Annotated in this window: 16 protein-coding genes and 2 tRNA genes; 3 read left to right on the top strand and 15 right to left on the bottom strand. The window is 45.4% G+C overall.

From position 1 onward, the window contains the following. Positions 1-50 precede the first annotated feature (50 nt). Positions 51-902, top strand: coding sequence for a methyltransferase domain-containing protein (locus AC5JPT_RS13085; RefSeq protein WP_493858363.1), 852 nt, complete (start codon positions 51-53; stop codon positions 900-902). A gap of 33 nt (positions 903-935) precedes the next feature. On the opposite strand, the gene AC5JPT_RS13080 is transcribed toward AC5JPT_RS13085, so the two are convergent. The 7 genes from AC5JPT_RS13080 to AC5JPT_RS13050 all read right to left on the bottom strand — a co-directional run bounded on the left by AC5JPT_RS13080 (position 936) and on the right by AC5JPT_RS13050 (position 11,431). Then, positions 936-2,261, bottom strand: a complete 1,326-nt coding sequence (locus tag AC5JPT_RS13080) for an ABC transporter ATP-binding protein (RefSeq protein WP_493858362.1) — start codon at positions 2,259-2,261, stop codon at positions 936-938. A gap of 124 nt (positions 2,262-2,385) precedes the next feature. After that, on the bottom strand, positions 2,386-4,062 hold the full coding sequence (locus AC5JPT_RS13075; protein WP_493858361.1) for an ABC transporter permease: 1,677 nt from the start codon (positions 4,060-4,062) through the stop codon (positions 2,386-2,388). A 156-nt stretch (positions 4,063-4,218) separates the two neighbouring features. Then, positions 4,219-5,346, bottom strand: coding sequence for an extracellular solute-binding protein (locus AC5JPT_RS13070; protein WP_443524665.1), 1,128 nt, complete (start codon positions 5,344-5,346; stop codon positions 4,219-4,221). A 264-nt stretch (positions 5,347-5,610) separates the two neighbouring features. Next, positions 5,611-6,333, bottom strand: a complete 723-nt coding sequence (locus AC5JPT_RS13065; protein ID WP_493858360.1) for a 16S rRNA (uracil(1498)-N(3))-methyltransferase — start codon at positions 6,331-6,333, stop codon at positions 5,611-5,613. Positions 6,334-6,414: 81 nt separating this feature from the next. Then, the gene (locus tag AC5JPT_RS13060; protein WP_493858359.1) at positions 6,415-8,031 is read right to left on the bottom strand and encodes a 3-deoxy-D-manno-octulosonic acid transferase; all 1,617 of its coding nucleotides are present in this window, start codon (positions 8,029-8,031) and stop codon (positions 6,415-6,417) included. Positions 8,032-8,176: 145 nt separating this feature from the next. Then, on the bottom strand, positions 8,177-9,685 hold the full coding sequence (locus AC5JPT_RS13055) for a tetratricopeptide repeat protein (RefSeq protein ID WP_493858358.1): 1,509 nt from the start codon (positions 9,683-9,685) through the stop codon (positions 8,177-8,179). A gap of 108 nt (positions 9,686-9,793) precedes the next feature. Continuing rightward, complete coding sequence (locus AC5JPT_RS13050; RefSeq protein WP_493858357.1) at positions 9,794-11,431, bottom strand: cardiolipin synthase; 1,638 nt, start codon at positions 11,429-11,431, stop codon at positions 9,794-9,796. A gap of 281 nt (positions 11,432-11,712) precedes the next feature. On the opposite strand from AC5JPT_RS13050, the gene AC5JPT_RS13045 reads away from it, so the two are divergent. Both AC5JPT_RS13045 and AC5JPT_RS13040 read left to right on the top strand, forming a co-directional pair. Further along, a tRNA-Val gene (locus tag AC5JPT_RS13045) sits at positions 11,713-11,788 on the top strand. 52 nt (positions 11,789-11,840) lie between these two features. Continuing rightward, positions 11,841-11,917: transfer RNA gene (locus AC5JPT_RS13040), tRNA-Asp, on the top strand. Between the two features lie 204 nt (positions 11,918-12,121). Here AC5JPT_RS13040 and modB read toward each other — a convergent pair. The 8 genes from modB to moaA form a co-directional block, all read right to left on the bottom strand. Further along, entirely contained in the window at positions 12,122-12,823 is a 702-nt protein-coding gene (gene modB / locus AC5JPT_RS13035) for a molybdate ABC transporter permease subunit (protein ID WP_493858356.1), read from the bottom strand. 46 nt (positions 12,824-12,869) lie between these two features. Continuing rightward, complete coding sequence (modA, locus tag AC5JPT_RS13030; RefSeq protein ID WP_493858355.1) at positions 12,870-13,727, bottom strand: molybdate ABC transporter substrate-binding protein; 858 nt, start codon at positions 13,725-13,727, stop codon at positions 12,870-12,872. Next, positions 13,720-14,211: a molybdenum cofactor biosynthesis protein MoaE gene (locus tag AC5JPT_RS13025; protein WP_493858354.1), complete on the bottom strand. Its 492-nt coding sequence runs from the start codon at positions 14,209-14,211 to the stop codon at positions 13,720-13,722. The genes modA and AC5JPT_RS13025 overlap by 8 nt, the downstream gene beginning before the upstream one ends. A 53-nt stretch (positions 14,212-14,264) precedes the next feature. Further along, positions 14,265-14,546: a MoaD/ThiS family protein gene (locus AC5JPT_RS13020; RefSeq protein WP_493858353.1), complete on the bottom strand. Its 282-nt coding sequence runs from the start codon at positions 14,544-14,546 to the stop codon at positions 14,265-14,267. A 75-nt stretch (positions 14,547-14,621) separates the two neighbouring features. Then, entirely contained in the window at positions 14,622-15,128 is a 507-nt protein-coding gene (moaC, locus tag AC5JPT_RS13015; RefSeq protein WP_493858352.1) for a cyclic pyranopterin monophosphate synthase MoaC, read from the bottom strand. A 39-nt stretch (positions 15,129-15,167) separates the two neighbouring features. Beyond that, positions 15,168-15,893, bottom strand: coding sequence for a molybdenum cofactor guanylyltransferase (gene mobA / locus AC5JPT_RS13010; RefSeq protein ID WP_493858351.1), 726 nt, complete (start codon positions 15,891-15,893; stop codon positions 15,168-15,170). 53 nt (positions 15,894-15,946) lie between these two features. After that, positions 15,947-16,477: a molybdenum cofactor biosynthesis protein B gene (gene moaB / locus AC5JPT_RS13005; RefSeq protein ID WP_493858350.1), complete on the bottom strand. Its 531-nt coding sequence runs from the start codon at positions 16,475-16,477 to the stop codon at positions 15,947-15,949. 128 nt (positions 16,478-16,605) lie between these two features. Continuing rightward, on the bottom strand, positions 16,606-17,703 hold the full coding sequence (gene moaA, locus AC5JPT_RS13000; protein ID WP_493858349.1) for a GTP 3',8-cyclase MoaA: 1,098 nt from the start codon (positions 17,701-17,703) through the stop codon (positions 16,606-16,608). Between the last annotated feature and the right edge of the window lie 70 nt (positions 17,704-17,773).

The raw sequence follows: 17,773 nt of genomic DNA, 5'->3' as shown, positions 1-17,773 counted from the left end.
TAGTTCGCTGACTATCCTCCAAACCTCTCACTTATTGATCTAAATACCTTATGCCAATTAAACATCAAGATAGCCACCCTGACCCAACCCACGCTACAGCATCAGAGAGCAAGCGAGCAGATCGTAGCTTCGATACTATTGCTGATCATTTTGAAAAAAAGGTCTATGGTGGGCTAAAAGGTGAAATTCGACTGGCGGTATTGCGCCGTGATATTTTTGAATATAGCTCGCAAGTGAGTGAGGCGCTTGGGCGACCTCTACGTATCTTAGATGTGGGTGCAGGGCTTGCACAGGTTGCGATAGAGCTCGCCACCCAAGGTCATAGCGTAGTTATCAATGACATATCATCGAATATGCTCGAAAAAGCAAAAGCAAGTGCAGGTCAGATTGAGCAAAAATTAGACATCACTTGGTATGTCTGTCCCTATCAAGCGCTTGCAGAAAAGCTGGCCCACATAGAAACAGAAAAGTTCGATTTGATCATGTGTCATGCGCTACTGGAGTGGCTCGCAGAGCCAGCAGCGGTCATGAAATTTTTTGATCAGTATTTGACCGATAATGGCGCGTTATCTTTGTGCTTTTATAACCCAGCCAGCTTTGATTATCGCAACCTGATTATGGGGAATTTTAATTTACTTGATAATAATGACTATAAGGCAGACAACAAGAAAAGCCTGACACCCAACCATCCGGTTGCCAAAGAAGAGGTTGAGCAGTGGTTAGAGGCGCATGAGTACAAAACCGTGCGCAGCAGTGGTCTGCGAGTATTTCATGATTATGCCCCGCTCAAACGCGGTGGGCATAACGACCCAGATGCAGTGATACGAATGGAGTTACGCTACTCACAACTAGAGCCGTACAAATGGCTTGGAAGATATTTGCATATTTTGGCTAAACGGTAAATTGAGACAACAATTCAAACATTATGAAAATGACTAAACCTCTTCATCGACTCTCGATGATCTATCGTACTCTGACCACGTGGTCGCGTTGATATCTTTTTCATCAAATACTACCACGTGCTCTAACAACGGCAAAATCCCAATGTGTGAGCCAATCGCGTGATTGTGGTGGCTGGCAACCAATGACAACACAGTCTGCCCATCATCTAGTTGCAATCGGTACAAATAATTAGCACCGCGAAAGACGCGTCCCACCACCAAGGCTGTCTGCGTACTGTCATCATCATGAATAATGTCATCAGGACGTACCAGCACTTTGATCGGCGTGCCGTTTGGATAGTCATACTCGCAGTACTGCGGCTGCCCCGAGTCATCATAGACTTCCATACGGCGATAAATATTGCCCAGTGCTGTTTTTACATGCCCTTCTTTGATGATACCGTCTATCATCGCACCTTCACCAACGAACTCCGCGACAAAAGGACTAACAGGCTCATGATACAACTCGCTTGGAGTCGCCCATTGTACCAGTCTACCCTTATCCATGACCCCGACTTTGTCTGCTAAGGCAAAGGCTTCGTTCTGATCATGAGTGACCAATATCGCTGTGGTATTGGTGCTTTTGAGAATATCGCGGACATTCATTGCCAGCGATTCACGTAATACCACATCTAGGTTAGAGAACGGCTCATCAAGTAGCAGTAATTTAGGTTTTGGTGCAAGCGCCCTTGCAAGAGCCACACGCTGCTGCTGCCCACCAGACAGCTCATTTGGACGTTTGTCCGCATGTTCAGTCAACTCAACTAAGCTCAGCATTTCTGCCACTCGAGCTTTTTTATCAGCAGCTGACCATTTATTGAGACCAAAGGCGATGTTTTTGGCCACGCTTAGATGACCGAAAAGCGCATAATCTTGAAACACCATCCCCATACCGCGTTTGGCTGGTGCCACGGCAAATGAGTGCCGAGTAGTTTTTTCAGTCAAGCGCTGGTTGTTTAAGTGAATGGTACCGCCGCGGCTTTGCTCTAGTCCTGCAATGGCTCGTAATGCTGTCGTCTTTCCGCAACCACTATAACCCAAAAAGCAGCCAATCTCTCCTTGCTCGAGCATCAACGACATACCATTGACGACGATAGTATCGTCATAGCCGACGATTAGGTTTTGCACACTAAAATAAGGGTTGCCAGCGAGAGACTGCTCAGTGCCTTGGCGTACGCTATTGGTTTTTTCTAAAGGCTCGTTGGACTGCCCCGGCAATGTCCGAGCTTGGGTGATTGGTGATTTTTTGGCAGGGATGATGTCTACCCCAGCCTTTACTGACTTAGGATCTGATGAGTCGTTGATTGAGTCAGTATACATAGACAATCCCAGTTCGCTATTGGTAAGTACAGTTTTAGGTAAACAGTAAAATAATAATATCAGTTACGCTAAGCGCTATCGAATATAGCAGGTTTTTAAGCAGCAGCAGTTGGCTTTGTTGCTATTAGCTTTGTTTGTCACTTTGACGCAATAGTATCCAGACAGGCAGTAAACCAACCAGCACAATCAATAGACTGGGTAGTGCTGCCCGTCCCCACATACCTTCGCTCGTCATCTCAAACACTCGCACTGCGAGCGTGTCCCAGCCCTGACGCCGTGTCATTAATGTAATTGGCATCTCTTTCATCACTTCCACAAACCCCATCAGTAGTGCCGTGAGTACGCCGGGGCTAAGCACAGGTAACATCACATGACGCCAGCGCTGATAAGCGCTATCGCTTAGTAGCTTTGCCGCTGCCTCTTGATTGACAGTTAGTCGTTGCAGCTGCCTATCTACCGGCTGAAAGCTCACCGTCATAAAACGTGTCGATAATGCCAGTAGCATCACGATGACACTACCAGACAACACTTGCTGCGAAGTAATACCAAAGGCAATCATTTGATTATCAAGCCACGCAATAGGAATAAATATACCTACTGCCAATACCGTACCAGGTACCACATAACCTAAATTGGCCAACGTGGTCATAAGCTTGGTCGACTTATCAGAATACTGCCGTTTGATCCACGCAATAATAACTGCCAAAAAGGCAATAAAAAGCGTGGTCATACTAGCAATCATGAGGCTATTGGTCACAAAATCAATATAGCGCGCATCAAAATCTTGGCGAAAGTTCAATGCTGTCCAATAAATCAGCTGTAAAACTGGCACCAAAAACGCCACTAAAAATACAACTGTGCATAGCAGCGTCATACCTATTTTGGCAGGCTTGCTAGCATCAAAGCGTTGATTACTGCCTTGCGTCAGTGAGCTACCACGCTTGGCTTGCCAATACTGCTCAAACAATACCACGATAAAGATCACACCGATGAGCAACGCGGCCAGCTGCGCCGCCGTCGTCAAACTAAAAAAGCCAAACCACGCCTTATAAATTGCTGTGGTAAAGGTATCGACATTGAATACTGACACCGCACCAAAATCTGCCAAGGTTTCCATACTTGCTAGTAACAGTCCACCAATGATCCACGGTAGTGCCTGCGGCAGTGCCAACCGAAAAAACACTCGGCTCCGGCTCAAGCCCAGCATCTGCCCTGCTTCAATCGCTCGTCTGCCTTGAGACAAAAACGCCTGACGGGCTAACAAATATACGTAAGGATAGAACGCCAGCGATAAAACTAAACCGGCACCCCATACATTACGTACTGACGGAATCGCGGTGCTGATACCAAAATCGCGTAACCCTGTCTGGAGCGGACCACTAAAATCAACAATACCGATAGTAACAAATGCCAATACGTAGGCAGGTATTGCTAGCGGCAACATCAATGCCCACGAAAAAAATCGCTGACCAGGGAAGCGGTACATACTGGTCACCCAAGCAAGAGCCGTACCAATAGTGCCCGAGATTACCGTCACCATAAGCAATAAAATTGCAGTGTTTTTGAGCACTTGTGGCAGTACATAGTCTGCCATATGCGCCCAAATATCTGCGACAGGCTGAGTCCACGATAACAGCACGATCAAAATTGGCACCAGCATAAACAACGAAATCAGCCCTAAGACTGATTTCGATATAATACGTTTACGAAGGGCGTGGTCTTGGCTGATAGCCTGCTCATCATCGGCACTGTCATGGACGGTGTCGTTCTGAGTAAGGGACGTATCTGGCGTTGTGATCATATTCTCATTACCATGTCGTACTCATCGAGACCTTATAAACTGATACCAAACTCAAAATTATCATTATTTTGATAACTTACTCTTCATGAGTTGTCTATAAAACTATCCGTCAAGACATATGTTTTTAAGCTTGGTATATCGATTATTGGCAGTCTCTTATTTATAGCCCGCTTTGTCCATCATTTGGATAGCTTGGGTTTGTAGCTCACCGAATTTCTGTACGTTGATATCGTCTTTCTTGAACTCACCCCACGATCTGAGCATCTCTGACTCATCAACCCCTTCTTTGACTGGGAATTCTTTGTCTGAGCTGGCGTACAGACCTTGTGCCTCATCAGATGACAACCACTCTATAAGCTTAAGCGTACCATCTGGATTGTCCGAGCCTGCAACCACACCTGCTCCTGAGATGTTGACGTGCGTGCCCGTGGTGTCTTGATTTGCCCAGAATATCTTAACAGGGAAGTTTGGTTGTTCGTCCAATAGGCGACCATAGTAGTAACTATTGGCAATACCGACTTCACACTGACCAGCAGCAATCGCTTCTAACATGCTGGTATCATCACTGAATACATCAGTCGCTAGATTATCGACCCAACCACGGATGACGGCTTCGGTCTTCTCTTCGCCCAAATGCTCCATCATACTAGCAACAAGCGATTGATTATAGACTTTTTTAGAGGTACGTAAGCATAATTTGCCTTTCCATTTAGGATCGGCCAAATCGGCATAAGTAGACAATTGGTCAGCGGTAACTTTGCTTGGATCATAAAAGATCGTACGCGCACGTAGCGACAAACCTGTCCACTGACCTTTTGGATCACGATACTTTGCAGGGACATTTGCTTCTAGCACAGACGACGCTACTGGTTGTAGCAACCCTTGCTCTGCCGCCTGCCATAGGTTACCCGCATCTACGGTCAATAGCATGTCAGCTGGGGTATTTTGACCTTCCGCTTTTAGACGCGCCATGAGTGGGCCTGTTTGGTCTGTGACCAATTCAACCTTCACCCCTGTCTGCTCGGTATAACGATCTAGTAGTGGTTTGATGAGCTGTTCGTTACGTGAAGAATAAATAGTAATCGTTTGGCCATCTGCGCTAGTAGCACCATCATCGTTAGCTACTTGTTGTTCAGTACCAGCTGCTGGCGCTTCTACTTCTGCGCTCTCTTCTGTAGTAGATGAATTGCTACAGCCTGCTAATCCCAACATCATGCCAAATACGGCCGCAGGTAGAACAAGCTTCGTAGACATAAGGTTAGCGCTGATGGTATTCAATGACATGGTTTTCCCCATAATAGTGCTATAAAAAAGGTACAACAAATGGTAAGAAAAAATGGCTATAAAACCCTTAAATATCAGGAATCACAAGACCATAATATGTGAGAACAACATACTAATGGAAATGATAGTAGTTATCAATACATTTATTGAACTCAGAAATACACCCATTATTTACCTTAAGTGCTATTTATAGATACCAATTACAGATACCAAGAATTTTCGTCGGAGACTCGTTTTCAGAAATTCTAGAGATGTGATATTAGATTAGAGCAACCACTGTCCTAAGATAGCATTGACTGCGGCCTCTGTACGCAATATGCGGGGTCCTATATGCACAGGTGTACAGCCCTGCGCTGTGAGTAACGCAATCTCATAGTCGATCCAGCCGCCCTCAGCACCGATAAATACTAAACTTGGTAGTCCTAGAGATGAGCTGCTCTGTAGCCATTCAGAAAAGGACTGCTCTCCGTAAGGGTGCGCAACGATAGCTTGATTCGTCATCAAACATGGCAAGGTATCTTCGACGAACGGCTTAAAGCGCTTTTGTAACATAATCCTAGGCGCAATCGTATCAACCCCTTGCTGTAGTCCTTCTAATACAAACTCATCGAGGCGCTCAAGCATCGGACTTTGCCAATAGCTTTTTTGTGTGCGGTAGCTATTAATCAGAACAATATTACGTACGCCAAGCGCCGTCATATCAATAATCAGACGCCGTAGCACTTTAGGACGTGGCAAGGCTAAAACAACCGTCACATCTGGTTTGGCAGGCGGTATAGCGTCGAGCTGAACATGGCACAGTTGAATACGGTCAGGTGCTATATTCTCAATGGTAGCTGTACCCAAATGACCACCGAGCTGTCCGATTTTGAGCGTGTCACCGACTTTTGCACCCAATACTTTATTGACATGATTGACTTGTGCCAGAGCATCAATTTTTGCTTTGTCTGTCGAGAAGTTCTTGGCAGGTAACAGTATACAGTTCATAGCATCTCTTGGTTTAGCTTCTTAATAACTGGTGCTCTAATGGCTAGTTCTTTGATCGTTAGTTTTATGAATAGCCAGCTCTTATACAGCCTGTTCTCGAATAGCGTATTGCTCGATGACATCTTCGATCATCGCAAATTGACGGAGCAATACTGCTTGCTGCTGCGCGGTTGTTTTCTCACCAACCTGCCCTACCGCTGCTGCTAACGACAAGTCGCTTAGCCAGCGCTCTAACTGTTGATAAATAAGTGCAGTGTCATCAGTACTGCCAGTATTACCAGTAGTGTGGTTGTGAGAGGGTTTGTTATTGCTATTTAATGTCTGTTGATTTGTAGTGCGTTGTGCCGTTTCGGATGACTCATTCATTACAACCGAATGATAACACTCGTTGTTTGGTTGATATAAAGCGCCTACCTCTGCCAGCTTATCGACCACACTTTGGCACGACTGGGTATAGCGCCCCATGATGACAGGCGTTGCCACGCTAGCCGGTTCAACTGGATTGTGACCGCCTATATCTACCAATGACCCTCCCACTAGTGCGACAGTTGCCAGCGTGTACCACGTCATCATCTCACCCATACTGTCTGCCAAATAAACTTGCGTGTCTGCACCAATCGGCTCATCGTTACTGCGACGAGCCATAGTGAGCCCAGTCTTTTGAATCAGCTCTGCGACCGCATCAAAGCGTTCAGGATGTCTAGGAACGATAATCAACAAGCTCTCAGCCAGTGCTGATTGTGACAATAGCTGTTGATGCAAGGATAGTGCCGCCGCCTCTTCGCCCTCATGCGTACTCGCTGCGACCCACACTGGTCGACCTACTGTGGCAAACTCTTTTGCCAGCTGATTTTTTTGATGTGCTATATGTGCATACACCTCTGCTGTATCGGCGTCCTGATCATCAATATTGATAGTATTACTATTAGCTTTGGGTGTATTGATTACCCACTTTAGTGACCCTGCCACGCGAATTTGGGCGCTATCAGCCCCCAATTGCCTGAAACGTTTCGCAGAATCGCTGTCTTGTGCAATGATGAGAGCAAGGTTTTTCATCATGCTGGTGCTGACCGCCGCAATTTTTTGATAGCTTTTAAAAGAAGAAGACGATAGACGACCATTGACTAAGACGCTAGATATCTGATGTTGAGCCAGCTTGGTCAAGATATTGGCCCACAGTTCGGTCTCTACAAATAGCGCAGCGATAGGCTGTACATGAGCCAAAAACGTCTCAATCACAGCGGGGCTATCGACGGGTACATAGCTGTGACTCATGCGACCTTGGGCAATCTCGTCTACAAAACGACTGGCACCGCGAGCAAACCCTGTCTGTGTGGTATTGGTCAGCCATATCTGATAACCATTCGCCATTAGCATATCTAACAAAGGCGCAACGGTATTGGTTTCTCCAAGCGAGACCGCATGGCACCAAATAACGCCTTTATGATCTTCATCCATAGCTATTGGGGGCGATGGGTATTGCTTACCAAAACGTTGAGCCACTTCTTGCTGGTAGTTGTCGCGTTTATGAGAGCGACGCCACACTTGCAAGCGGTACAGTGGCTTTAGCAAACTGATCAGAAATTGATAATAAAACGGCGTCTGGTACACCACCTTTTCAGTCAATGGCTGACTGTCTACTAGCATAGTGTCCGCCGGGTTCGAAGCGTTGTCAGATGAGGAATGTGATGATGGCATTGAGCAGCCTAAATTAGTAATGGATCAAACAATAGGAGGGTAAATGTGAAAACGCGCCAATTTTACCTGAAATCAGCGCGTAACAATAAGCTTTTAAACGGTTACTGAAAAACAGTTACTAAAAAAAGAGCACTAAAAACAGCTACTAGACAATAATCAAAATCAATAATGCGATTAGGATCACGGCGCCAAATAATAACTGATAACGTTTAGTACTGTGCTGCTCTTGTTTTTGGGTTGTGATCAATGCTTGCGCTTGCTCCCATTGGCGTACTAGATTGGCAGCTTCCATATGCCCGTTGTCTGCAGCTTGCTCCAACCAGTATTTACCATTAGTCATATCTTGAGGGACACCTACTCCTTGGTAATACAGTTTGCTGAGTAAGCGCTGTGCACGGCTATCGTTTTTGCTAGCGGCTTGCTTCACCCAATCCACAGCCGCTTTTTTATCGCTTTCATTATCTGTCGTCAGTCCTTCGCCCAACAACTGATACATTGCCAAACGCAACATAGCAGCCGTATTACTAGTCTCGGCCGCTACTTTCAGGGTTTGCAGCGCTTTATTCTTTGCTTCGATATGATCATCTGAAAAGACAATTTGGCTGCGAGGTTTGTCCTGCTTGGCAATATGCTGCTCAAACTGATCGAGCACTTTGCACGCTTTTTGGTATTCAGCCACACCTACTGTTTGTGGTACCTCAATCTCATCCAACTCTACGAGCAATTGTGTAAACATCTCTGGGGTTGGCGAAGTTTTTGCTGGTGCTATAGGTTTGGTGACTGGCGGTGTCACTTCAGTCACTTCAGTCACTTCACTCAGCTCAGGGCGCACATGGTTCTCTACTGGTAACGGTATGGCGCCCATCGATGTCTCAGAGGTCGTAGCGATAGCAGAAGCTGTCTCTGTGTCGGCTATTACTCTATCAGGTTGAGTCACCGGATAACTGACAGGTGCCTTTTTTAACTGCTCATGGAGATTGGCTGCTGCACTTGTTTCAGCATGTGCATTTGGCGTTATCGGTGATTGTACGCTTTGGGTCGCATCGGGCGTTGCTACTTCACTCGTATGATAGCTCAATGGATCAGAGAGGTCTGGCAGTCTTGTCTTAACTGCTTGGTACAACCCACTAGCAATCTGCCCACCTTGTACTGCATCAAACGGACGATCAATATGACCAAACAAACGCAGTCCTATCGGCTCCAATACAAAAAATAAAGGCCTAGCATCAGTAGCCACATTATTATCATTATAGCCAACCGCCATATGCTGATAAAAGTCATCAGTGATGAGTGGCAACTCAGAATAGTGCTTACGTAGCTCAAATTGACCATACCAATGGGGCCTGCTTTGCCACTGCTGCGCCAATACCCGCCCTGCATAAAATGCCAAAAACACCAAAAAATTACGGTAGTACTCATCGACTAATAACGTCGACTCATCCCATATGCCGCTCTTAACCATATCACGGCGTACCTGAGACAATAACGTATCGATACGTTGCAAACTCTCAAGTGACTCATCCAGCACACAAGCATGTAGCTCTGCCTCGTATGCGATACCACCTGCGACAGGGCGTCCAGCCAAAAAATCCTGCCAGTAGCCTGCTGCCATATAATCCAGCGGCGTTAAGGGCGATGCAGACGATACAGACATAGACAGGCGAGTCCTTTTAGTAGATTAACTGATCGTAGAGACGAGACAGCTAGCGTGATCACACGATTAAAAATCTGAATAGCTTACCTTAACCCAAAAACCAAAGCGCTACAATAACGGACTGAACAAGCGTACGACATTATCAAACAAGCGCTTTGAGCCGTGGCGCTTCTGCCACTCTTCACTATTCAAGATACGACAGTTTTGCAAGTAGACCTCTTGGCAGTCAGCCACTTGGGCCACCATCTCTGGTGTATAAATCGCCAGACTGACCTCCATATTCAAATAAAAGCTACGCATATCAATATTGACCGTGCCAAATAGACAATAATCGTCATCGATAACCACGGTCTTGGCATGTAATAAACCGCCTCTAAACAATGCAATGGTCACGCCAGCATCGAGTAGCTCTTGGTAATAGGCTTGTGACGCATGCTGTACCAGGAACGAATCAACCTTTTCAGGGACGATAAGCGTCACGTCTACCCCGCGTTTAGCTGCTATCGTTAAGGCACCTGATAGGGATTCATCAGGTACAAAATATGGCGTGGTGATGCGAATGCGTTTGTTTGCGCGATGGACGACTGTGACCAACGTGTTATATATCACGTGAGCCGTCAGCTGCGGGGCTGAAGGTATTAGCTGCGCCAATACTTTATCCACGACAGGCATCTTTGGTATCACAATAGCAGTAGCGCTAATCTCTGGTTGCTCATGCTCATCAATAGTATCGCCCAGTACCTTCACTCGACTATTCAAGTCATTGATGGTCGGGTCCATCACGTACAGCTTACGGGTATAGTTATTGACTCGCTGATGTAGCTGGGCAAGATTGTCGTTATTTTCGGCGCCGATATCTGTCACGATAACCTTGGCCATCGCTGTATTAATACTGATAGCCTGTTGACTGGTGGTTCGTATCGCCACATCAATCCACTGTCCAACGTTTTTATTTTGTTTAAAAAACCGTGGATCAACCAAATTAAAGCTGCCGATATAACCAATATGTTCATCAATGACGACCATTTTGCGATGATTACGCAAATCAGAGCGCTTAAACAACGTCTTAAACAATCCTACTGGCAATGACTGATGAACAAAAACACCCGCCTTTTCTAAGCGGCGATGCTCACTGCTGTTGATAAAGCTAAAACTACCCACACTATCGGCCAATATATGACATTCCACCCCACGCTGCGCCGCTACAGATAGCGCCTCTATTACCTCTAATACTTGTCCTTTTGGATATACAATATAAAACTCCATAAAGACAAGGCGCTTTGCTGCATGGATATCCTCTATCAAGCGCTGGAAAATCAAAGCAGGATCTGTCAATAACTGCATCTGATGATTAGGATATATTCCAAGCCCTGTCCAGCGTGTTCCAATTTGACTGACGCCGCGATATTTGATTGGCAATAGCTCCTGACCTTTATCGAACACCAAATGCGCGCGGCGTGCCATATCATTCATCACGATACTTGCTTGATCGACACGCTCACGATAGCGTCGTCCGATCATCGGCTCGCCCAATAATATGTACGCAATCAAACCGAATACGGGCACCGTATAAAGCACGGCAATCCAAGCAATGGATACCCCAATATTACGCTGTACTGACACCACGCGTAACGTCATGACGATCATAAGCACAATGTGCAATATCAGACCCAGACCTGCAAAGTCGCCCAACGACCAATTGGTGAAGGTCTGTCCAATAGTAAAAGTATTTATGCTGACCTCCATCAATGATGCCTAAAAACAAAGTAACCGTAGTATAGTAGCTTTTCATTATCAAACAACAGCTAACGATAATTAATGGGTTATGAAAAATGCCAATCAATATCGGCCTTATGCCATTGTTTTTAATAATATTAAAAAATTATTATGAATTATTTCATAAAATAGTCAAAATAACGTTTGACACCCATGTGTAAATCTATATAATACACACCCACAGCAGCAGAGCTTAGTGACAAACTTAGGGCTCAGTTGATGTTGAATAAATTGCATCGCAATTGTTCGAAGGGTGATTAGCTCAGTTGGTAGAGCGTCTGCCTTACACGCAGAATGTCGGCGGTTCGAATCCGTCATCACCCACCACTTCTTAGCAAGTGGGCTCCTTAAATAGGAGCAAAAAGCTAAAACGACCTAAGCAGCGGTAGTTCAGTTGGTTAGAATACCGGCCTGTCACGCCGGGGGTCGCGGGTTCGAGTCCCGTCCGCTGCGCCATATTTAAAACGAATTTAAACTCTCGAGTTTAAGCAAGTTTCGCCTCAAACATTAGATTGTTTGGGGTTTTTTTGTGTCTGTGTTTCTTGCTTTCCATATTTCCTCTAACATCTATACTTTTACTGATATAGGTATCTCTCAATAAGCCTCTATTTTGCATTAGTGATAGTTATAATCATTTAACGGGCATATATCTTTTTATGACTATGGACGCTGACTCATGCGGCTGACACTGGCAATCAACGCTACCATCACTACTCCCACAATAATCAAGATACCCGACATCATGTGCGCCGCCTCATAGTTGAGTGCTTCTACTTGTTCATATATCGCAATCGACACCACCTTAGTCTCACCAGAGATACTGCCCCCAATCATCAGTACGACACCAAATTCGCCAATGGTATGAGCGAAGCTCACTAAACTGCCCAAAATGATACCCACGCGCGCTTGCGGTAGGGAGATTTTGATAAATCGGCGCAGACGACTGGGCTCTAACAGATGCGCGACTTCCGTCACGCTTTGGGGAATACGCAAAAACTGTGCATATACTGGCTGTATATAAAAAGGCAATGAGTAAATAATCGAACCCACCACCAATCCTTCAAAAGTAAAAATCAATGGACTGATATTGTGCTCAATGAGCCACTTACCAATACCAGCATTGGGACTCAGGATGAGAAGTAAATAAAAACCAATGACGGTAGGTGGCAGCACTAGTGGCATAGCAATGATACCCATGAGGACTACTTTGAGACGTCCCATAGCTTGTCTACGGCTAGGTTTTGCCAGCCAATAAGCGATAGGCGTGGCAAATAGCAATAGACATAAGGTCGTAACAGTAGCGAGCTTGATACTCACCCAAAATGGACTGAGCATATCTGACATAAGAGACGGGTCGATCATATAATGTCACTGCTCGTTTTATAGGTAGAATGTCTAGTCTAACGAATTAATTGATAGACAGATAGCCTGCTTGTGAGAAGTGTTGTTGCCCCACCTCCGAGCGCAAGTAGCTTATAAACGCTGCGGCAGCAGTTGTATTATTGATGATAATGCCATCTTGTAGAATAGCTGGATAGGCTGCGGGTGGTAAAATGACAAACTGCTCAGGTTTGGCTTGTATTGCGACAAGCTGAGACTGCGCCACAAAACCATAGTCTACATTGCCTGTGTGCGCATATTGAAACGCTTGACCGATATTCTCTGCCTGTATCAAACGTTTTTGAGCACTTAATGTGTCATACATCTTCTGTGATTGTAGATAGGCTTTTGCCGCGGCGCCATAAGGGGCAAGATCAGGATTAGCAATGGCTATCTTGCCGTTACTGGTAAAGTTGGCACGGCTAAATACCTCACTAAGTGAGGTTGGCGTGATACTACTCAAAGGTTCTGTGACACTATAGAGTGCTAACTGCCCTCTGGTATAGGTAAACGGACGCACTGACTCACTGGCTTTATTTGCGATGCTTTCATCAGCAAGCTTTGCTGGAAACTCCTGATTTGCGGACAAAAATATATCATAAGGTGCCCCTGCCCTAATCTGAGCATACAGCTTGCCAGAGGAGGCATAAGTGACGTCAATATCTAAGGCGTCTTGTCCAGAGAGAGTGTTGTCTGCCTGATAACTATCAACGATGCTGGGTAGCACATCAGATAGATTGGCAGCTGCAGCGATACGCAGCGTTTTGTCTTGCTCAGTCGTATCAGTCGCAGACTTGGCCCCACTATCTTGTGTACAAGCGCTTAGTGCGAGCAGAAGACAGGTAAATGCTCCGGCAGCAGCTACTGACTTGACCACTTTAACCATTATTGCTTAACCATTTGGACGAGTCGTCTTCGTAATACTCTTGCTTCCAGACGGGAATATCTGCTTTGATGGTATCCAATATCCAGCGACACGCATCAAATGCAGGATAACGATGTGCCGACACCACCCCTACCCATACAGCCACATCACCAATCTCTAAGGCTCCGATACGGTGTATCGCTATGGCATGAGTAATCTCAAAGCGTTTTTTGGCCTCTTCTATAATGGCACGGCCTTGGTTAATGGCCAAATCTTCGTAACCATAATAGGTAAGACGATCTACGCTTGTAGCATTATTATGATTGCGCACCCGTCCTTCAAAGCAGACAAACGCACCGCAGCTGTCATTGTCTAGCGTACTTTTGAGCTTATCTTCATCAATAGCAATGTCTAGCAGTGCAAAGCCATCGCGCTCAGCGATAAGATAAGCTTCATCAGCGTTACGTTTAATAGTCATTGAATGATCATGGACGTTATCTGTCATATCTTGTCTCTTTTGTGCTAATAGTGGCGTTATCGACGCTCATAAATACAAACCTAACCACCAGCGACTGGAGTGATGAATACCACACTATCGCCATCGTTTATGCGATCTGTCCACTTAGCAAAGTAGTCGTTCACAGCGACGCGTAGGTCTGCCTGCGGACGGCTAAAGTGATACTTTTGATTGAGCTGTTCGTACAGTCCGGTCAATGAAGTATTCTGCTGCACTTTTACTGTCTCTTGCTGACGATTGGCTTCATCCGCCAAACTCGCAAAATAGATGACATTGATATCCATCGTCGATTCGATATCAGCTTTTGTATCGATAGCACTCATAACCCTCTCCTCTCTTTGCAAGCTTCCTTGCTTAATAGTCAATATCTCTCTGAACATAAGCTCATTTTTTTTGTATTAAGCATGACTATAGTCGGACTTACCGCCTGTCTTTTTGACTAGATGAATATCATCTATAACGATGTCATGCGATAGCGCTTTGGTCATATCATAAATGGTTAAACAGGCAACACTCACGGCGGTTAGCGCTTCCATCTCCACCCCTGTTTTGTGCGTGACTTTGACAGTAGCGCTTACCACAATACTGCTAAGTGCATCGTTGTACTCAAAGCTCAAGCCTATTTTATCTAGCGGTAGTGGATGACAAAGCGGTATCAGATCATGAGTACGTTTGGCCGCCATGATACCAGCGATATGTGCCGTTTGGGTGATGCTGCCTTTTTTGGTCATACCATCAGCCGCTTTAATCTGCGCATAAATCTCGCTAGGAAAACGAACCTGTCCAGTGGCATTGGCTTCTCGTGTTGTTGCCGTCTTACCACTGACATCAACCATAGTAATGTCGCCGTTACCATCTAAATGCGATAAAGCAGATTGCTGATTTTTTTGTGCACTGTTACTCATTGATATAGCCTTTTCTTAGTAATCTCTTTATTAGTATTTTTATTCTTTTGGTAGAGCGGCACATGCCTGCTTAAAATCTTTAGGCGTATTAAAGTTGGTTAAATGCTGCCATTCTACAATAAATGGCACAGCCTCCACCCTCGGCTGAATAAATGGCATCACTCGACGCTGACCACTATCAATATAGGCTTTTAGATCAGGCTCGATATCTAAACGGTATAAACCCAGTAGTGGATAAAGATGACTGTTATCTTCTAAACAAATGACCTGTTTATCGACAGCTTGTGTATTAATGGCATGGTGCACCGATTGCTGTAATGTCAACCATAGATCGATTGCAGGTATTAAGCTGTCACAGCTAATAACCAGCAACCATGATTCATTCTTATTTTTTGATTCATGTGAATTCTGCAATCTAAGCAGTGTTTGCAGTGCTGATTCAATAGCGACTAGAGCGCCGCCAGTGTTGATCGTATCGTCGCATTTACTGGCGTTACTATTAGAATTGTAGTCAGCGATACGCATAACGGGCGCGCTGCATTCACTCAAAATGACATCCGAATGAATATCGAAACCGCGTCCGTTATCTGCAATCAAAATAGGAACTTGTAGCTTACTTGCTTGACGGACATGGTAGTCCAATAACTGCTCACCTGATGGCAACGTGAGTGTCGCTTTAGGCGTGCCCATGCGTCTGGATGCCCCGCCTGCCAAGATAACGACCCCTGCCAAGCTGTCTGAATGCTTTGCGTGCTTCACGTCCATATGTACATCCATCATGCTATTACCATCAGTCTTGATTATGTATCGCTTAATACTCAATCATGGCTAGGATTTTGTGCCAAAAAATGTGGCACAAAATTACATGGGCGCGTACGGCTGTCAAACTGCTCTTTTAAGATATTTTCCCAACCAGTACGGCAGGCACCAGATGAGCCTGGCAGACAGAATATACCCGTACCATTGGCCATACCAGCTACTGCTCTTGACTGCACCGTAGACATCCCAATCTCATCTTTTGAAATCAGACGGAACATTTCACCAAAACCATCAATAGACTTGTCGAATAATACACTCACCGCCTCTGGCATACTGTCTCTAATAAAGAAGCCTGTGCCGCCAGTAGTGATGACCGCGTGCACGTCTGCACTAGCAATCCAACCACTGATGACTGCGCGAATCTGGTAAATATCGTCGGTGATTAATTGGCGATCTGCCAAATGATGCCCTGCTTCGGTCAAACTGTTTACCAAGTACTGACCTGACGTATCTTCTGCCAACGTACGGCTATCAGAAACGGTCAATACAGCAATATTGAGCGGTGTAAATTGTGCAGCAGGCTTACTCATAAACAATCCTTTATAGATGTCATTTTATAATTGTATTAAATATCAGTTGTATCAAAAAAGCGATGTTGAAAAACGATTGCGTTGGAAAACAATCTCTATCAGCGTCATGATTGCAGACTCAAAATATCTTAACCGCCGATTATCGATAGATTGTGCATGATGCCACTGTTAGAATCATGCAGATGATGATGCTCAGGTTTGATCGGCATAAAGCTATGTAAAGTGTTCACCAGTCCCTGGATATCGTCTTGCTGTAAGTATGGACGGATGTCGTAGTTGCCTTGATCAAACAGACATAAATGCACCTTACCTTGGCTGCTTACGCGCAAGCGGTTACAGGTATCACAGAAGTGTGCCGCATATGGGGCAATCATACCAATACGACCGACATACTCAGGGTGGCTGTACTCTACTGCTGGGCCATCGGCACTACCGCGCTCGTGCGGGTGCCAGCCATGCGCTAGCAAATAGTCCGTGATAATATCAGATTGAGCATGCTGCGCAAAAAACAAATCGCTATTGTCGCTGGTCTGCATGAATTCAATGAAACGGTACGTGACCTGTCTGTCTTTGACATAGTCGATCGCCGTAATTAAATTCTCAAAAGCAGTCTCCGCCATCAAAACGCTATTTATTTTGAGCTTGATATCGGTCGTTTCTAACAACGTATCCATGTCAGCCAATATCTGCGGCAAGGTATCGAAGCCCGTCATCTTGTGAAAAGTAGCGGCATCAAAGCTGTCCATACTGATATTGAGCTGGTCGAGTCCAGCAGCTTGCCAGCTGGCTAGGTGCTTACCTAATTTATAACCATTACTGGTCATTGCTACTGTTTCGATGCCATCCGTTTGCTTGATCGTTTCGATGATTTCGACAACATCACGACGAATAGAGGGCTCACCACCAGTGATTCTTACTTTCTTGGTACCTACTTGCGCAAAGCCGCGCACCAATGTCGCAATTTCAGAAATGCTCAGCTCATCGTCAGGACGCTTACCTTGGTAGCCATTAGGCAAACAATACTCACAGCGAAAATTACAAAAATCGGTGATCGATAGGCGCAGATAGGTCAGACGTCGCGAAAACCCATCGGTCAAAGGTTGATGAGCGTGTATTTGATCCGTCGGTGCTACTAGCGCTGACTTTGTATAGCTGTCTGCAAACGCCGGCGCTGACACAGGAGAGTATAGTTGCGGACTGTCTATTTGGATGTGGTCATCATTCATATTTCACTGCCATCAGTATTGCTTGTCATAAGCGTTACTTTATTATTCGTGTTTAGCATGCCATTACTAT

This window comes from Psychrobacter sp. H26, from assembly GCF_059073035.1.
The sequence above is the reverse complement of the archived record's forward strand: the minus strand, read 5'-3'. Positions and strand labels throughout refer to the sequence as shown.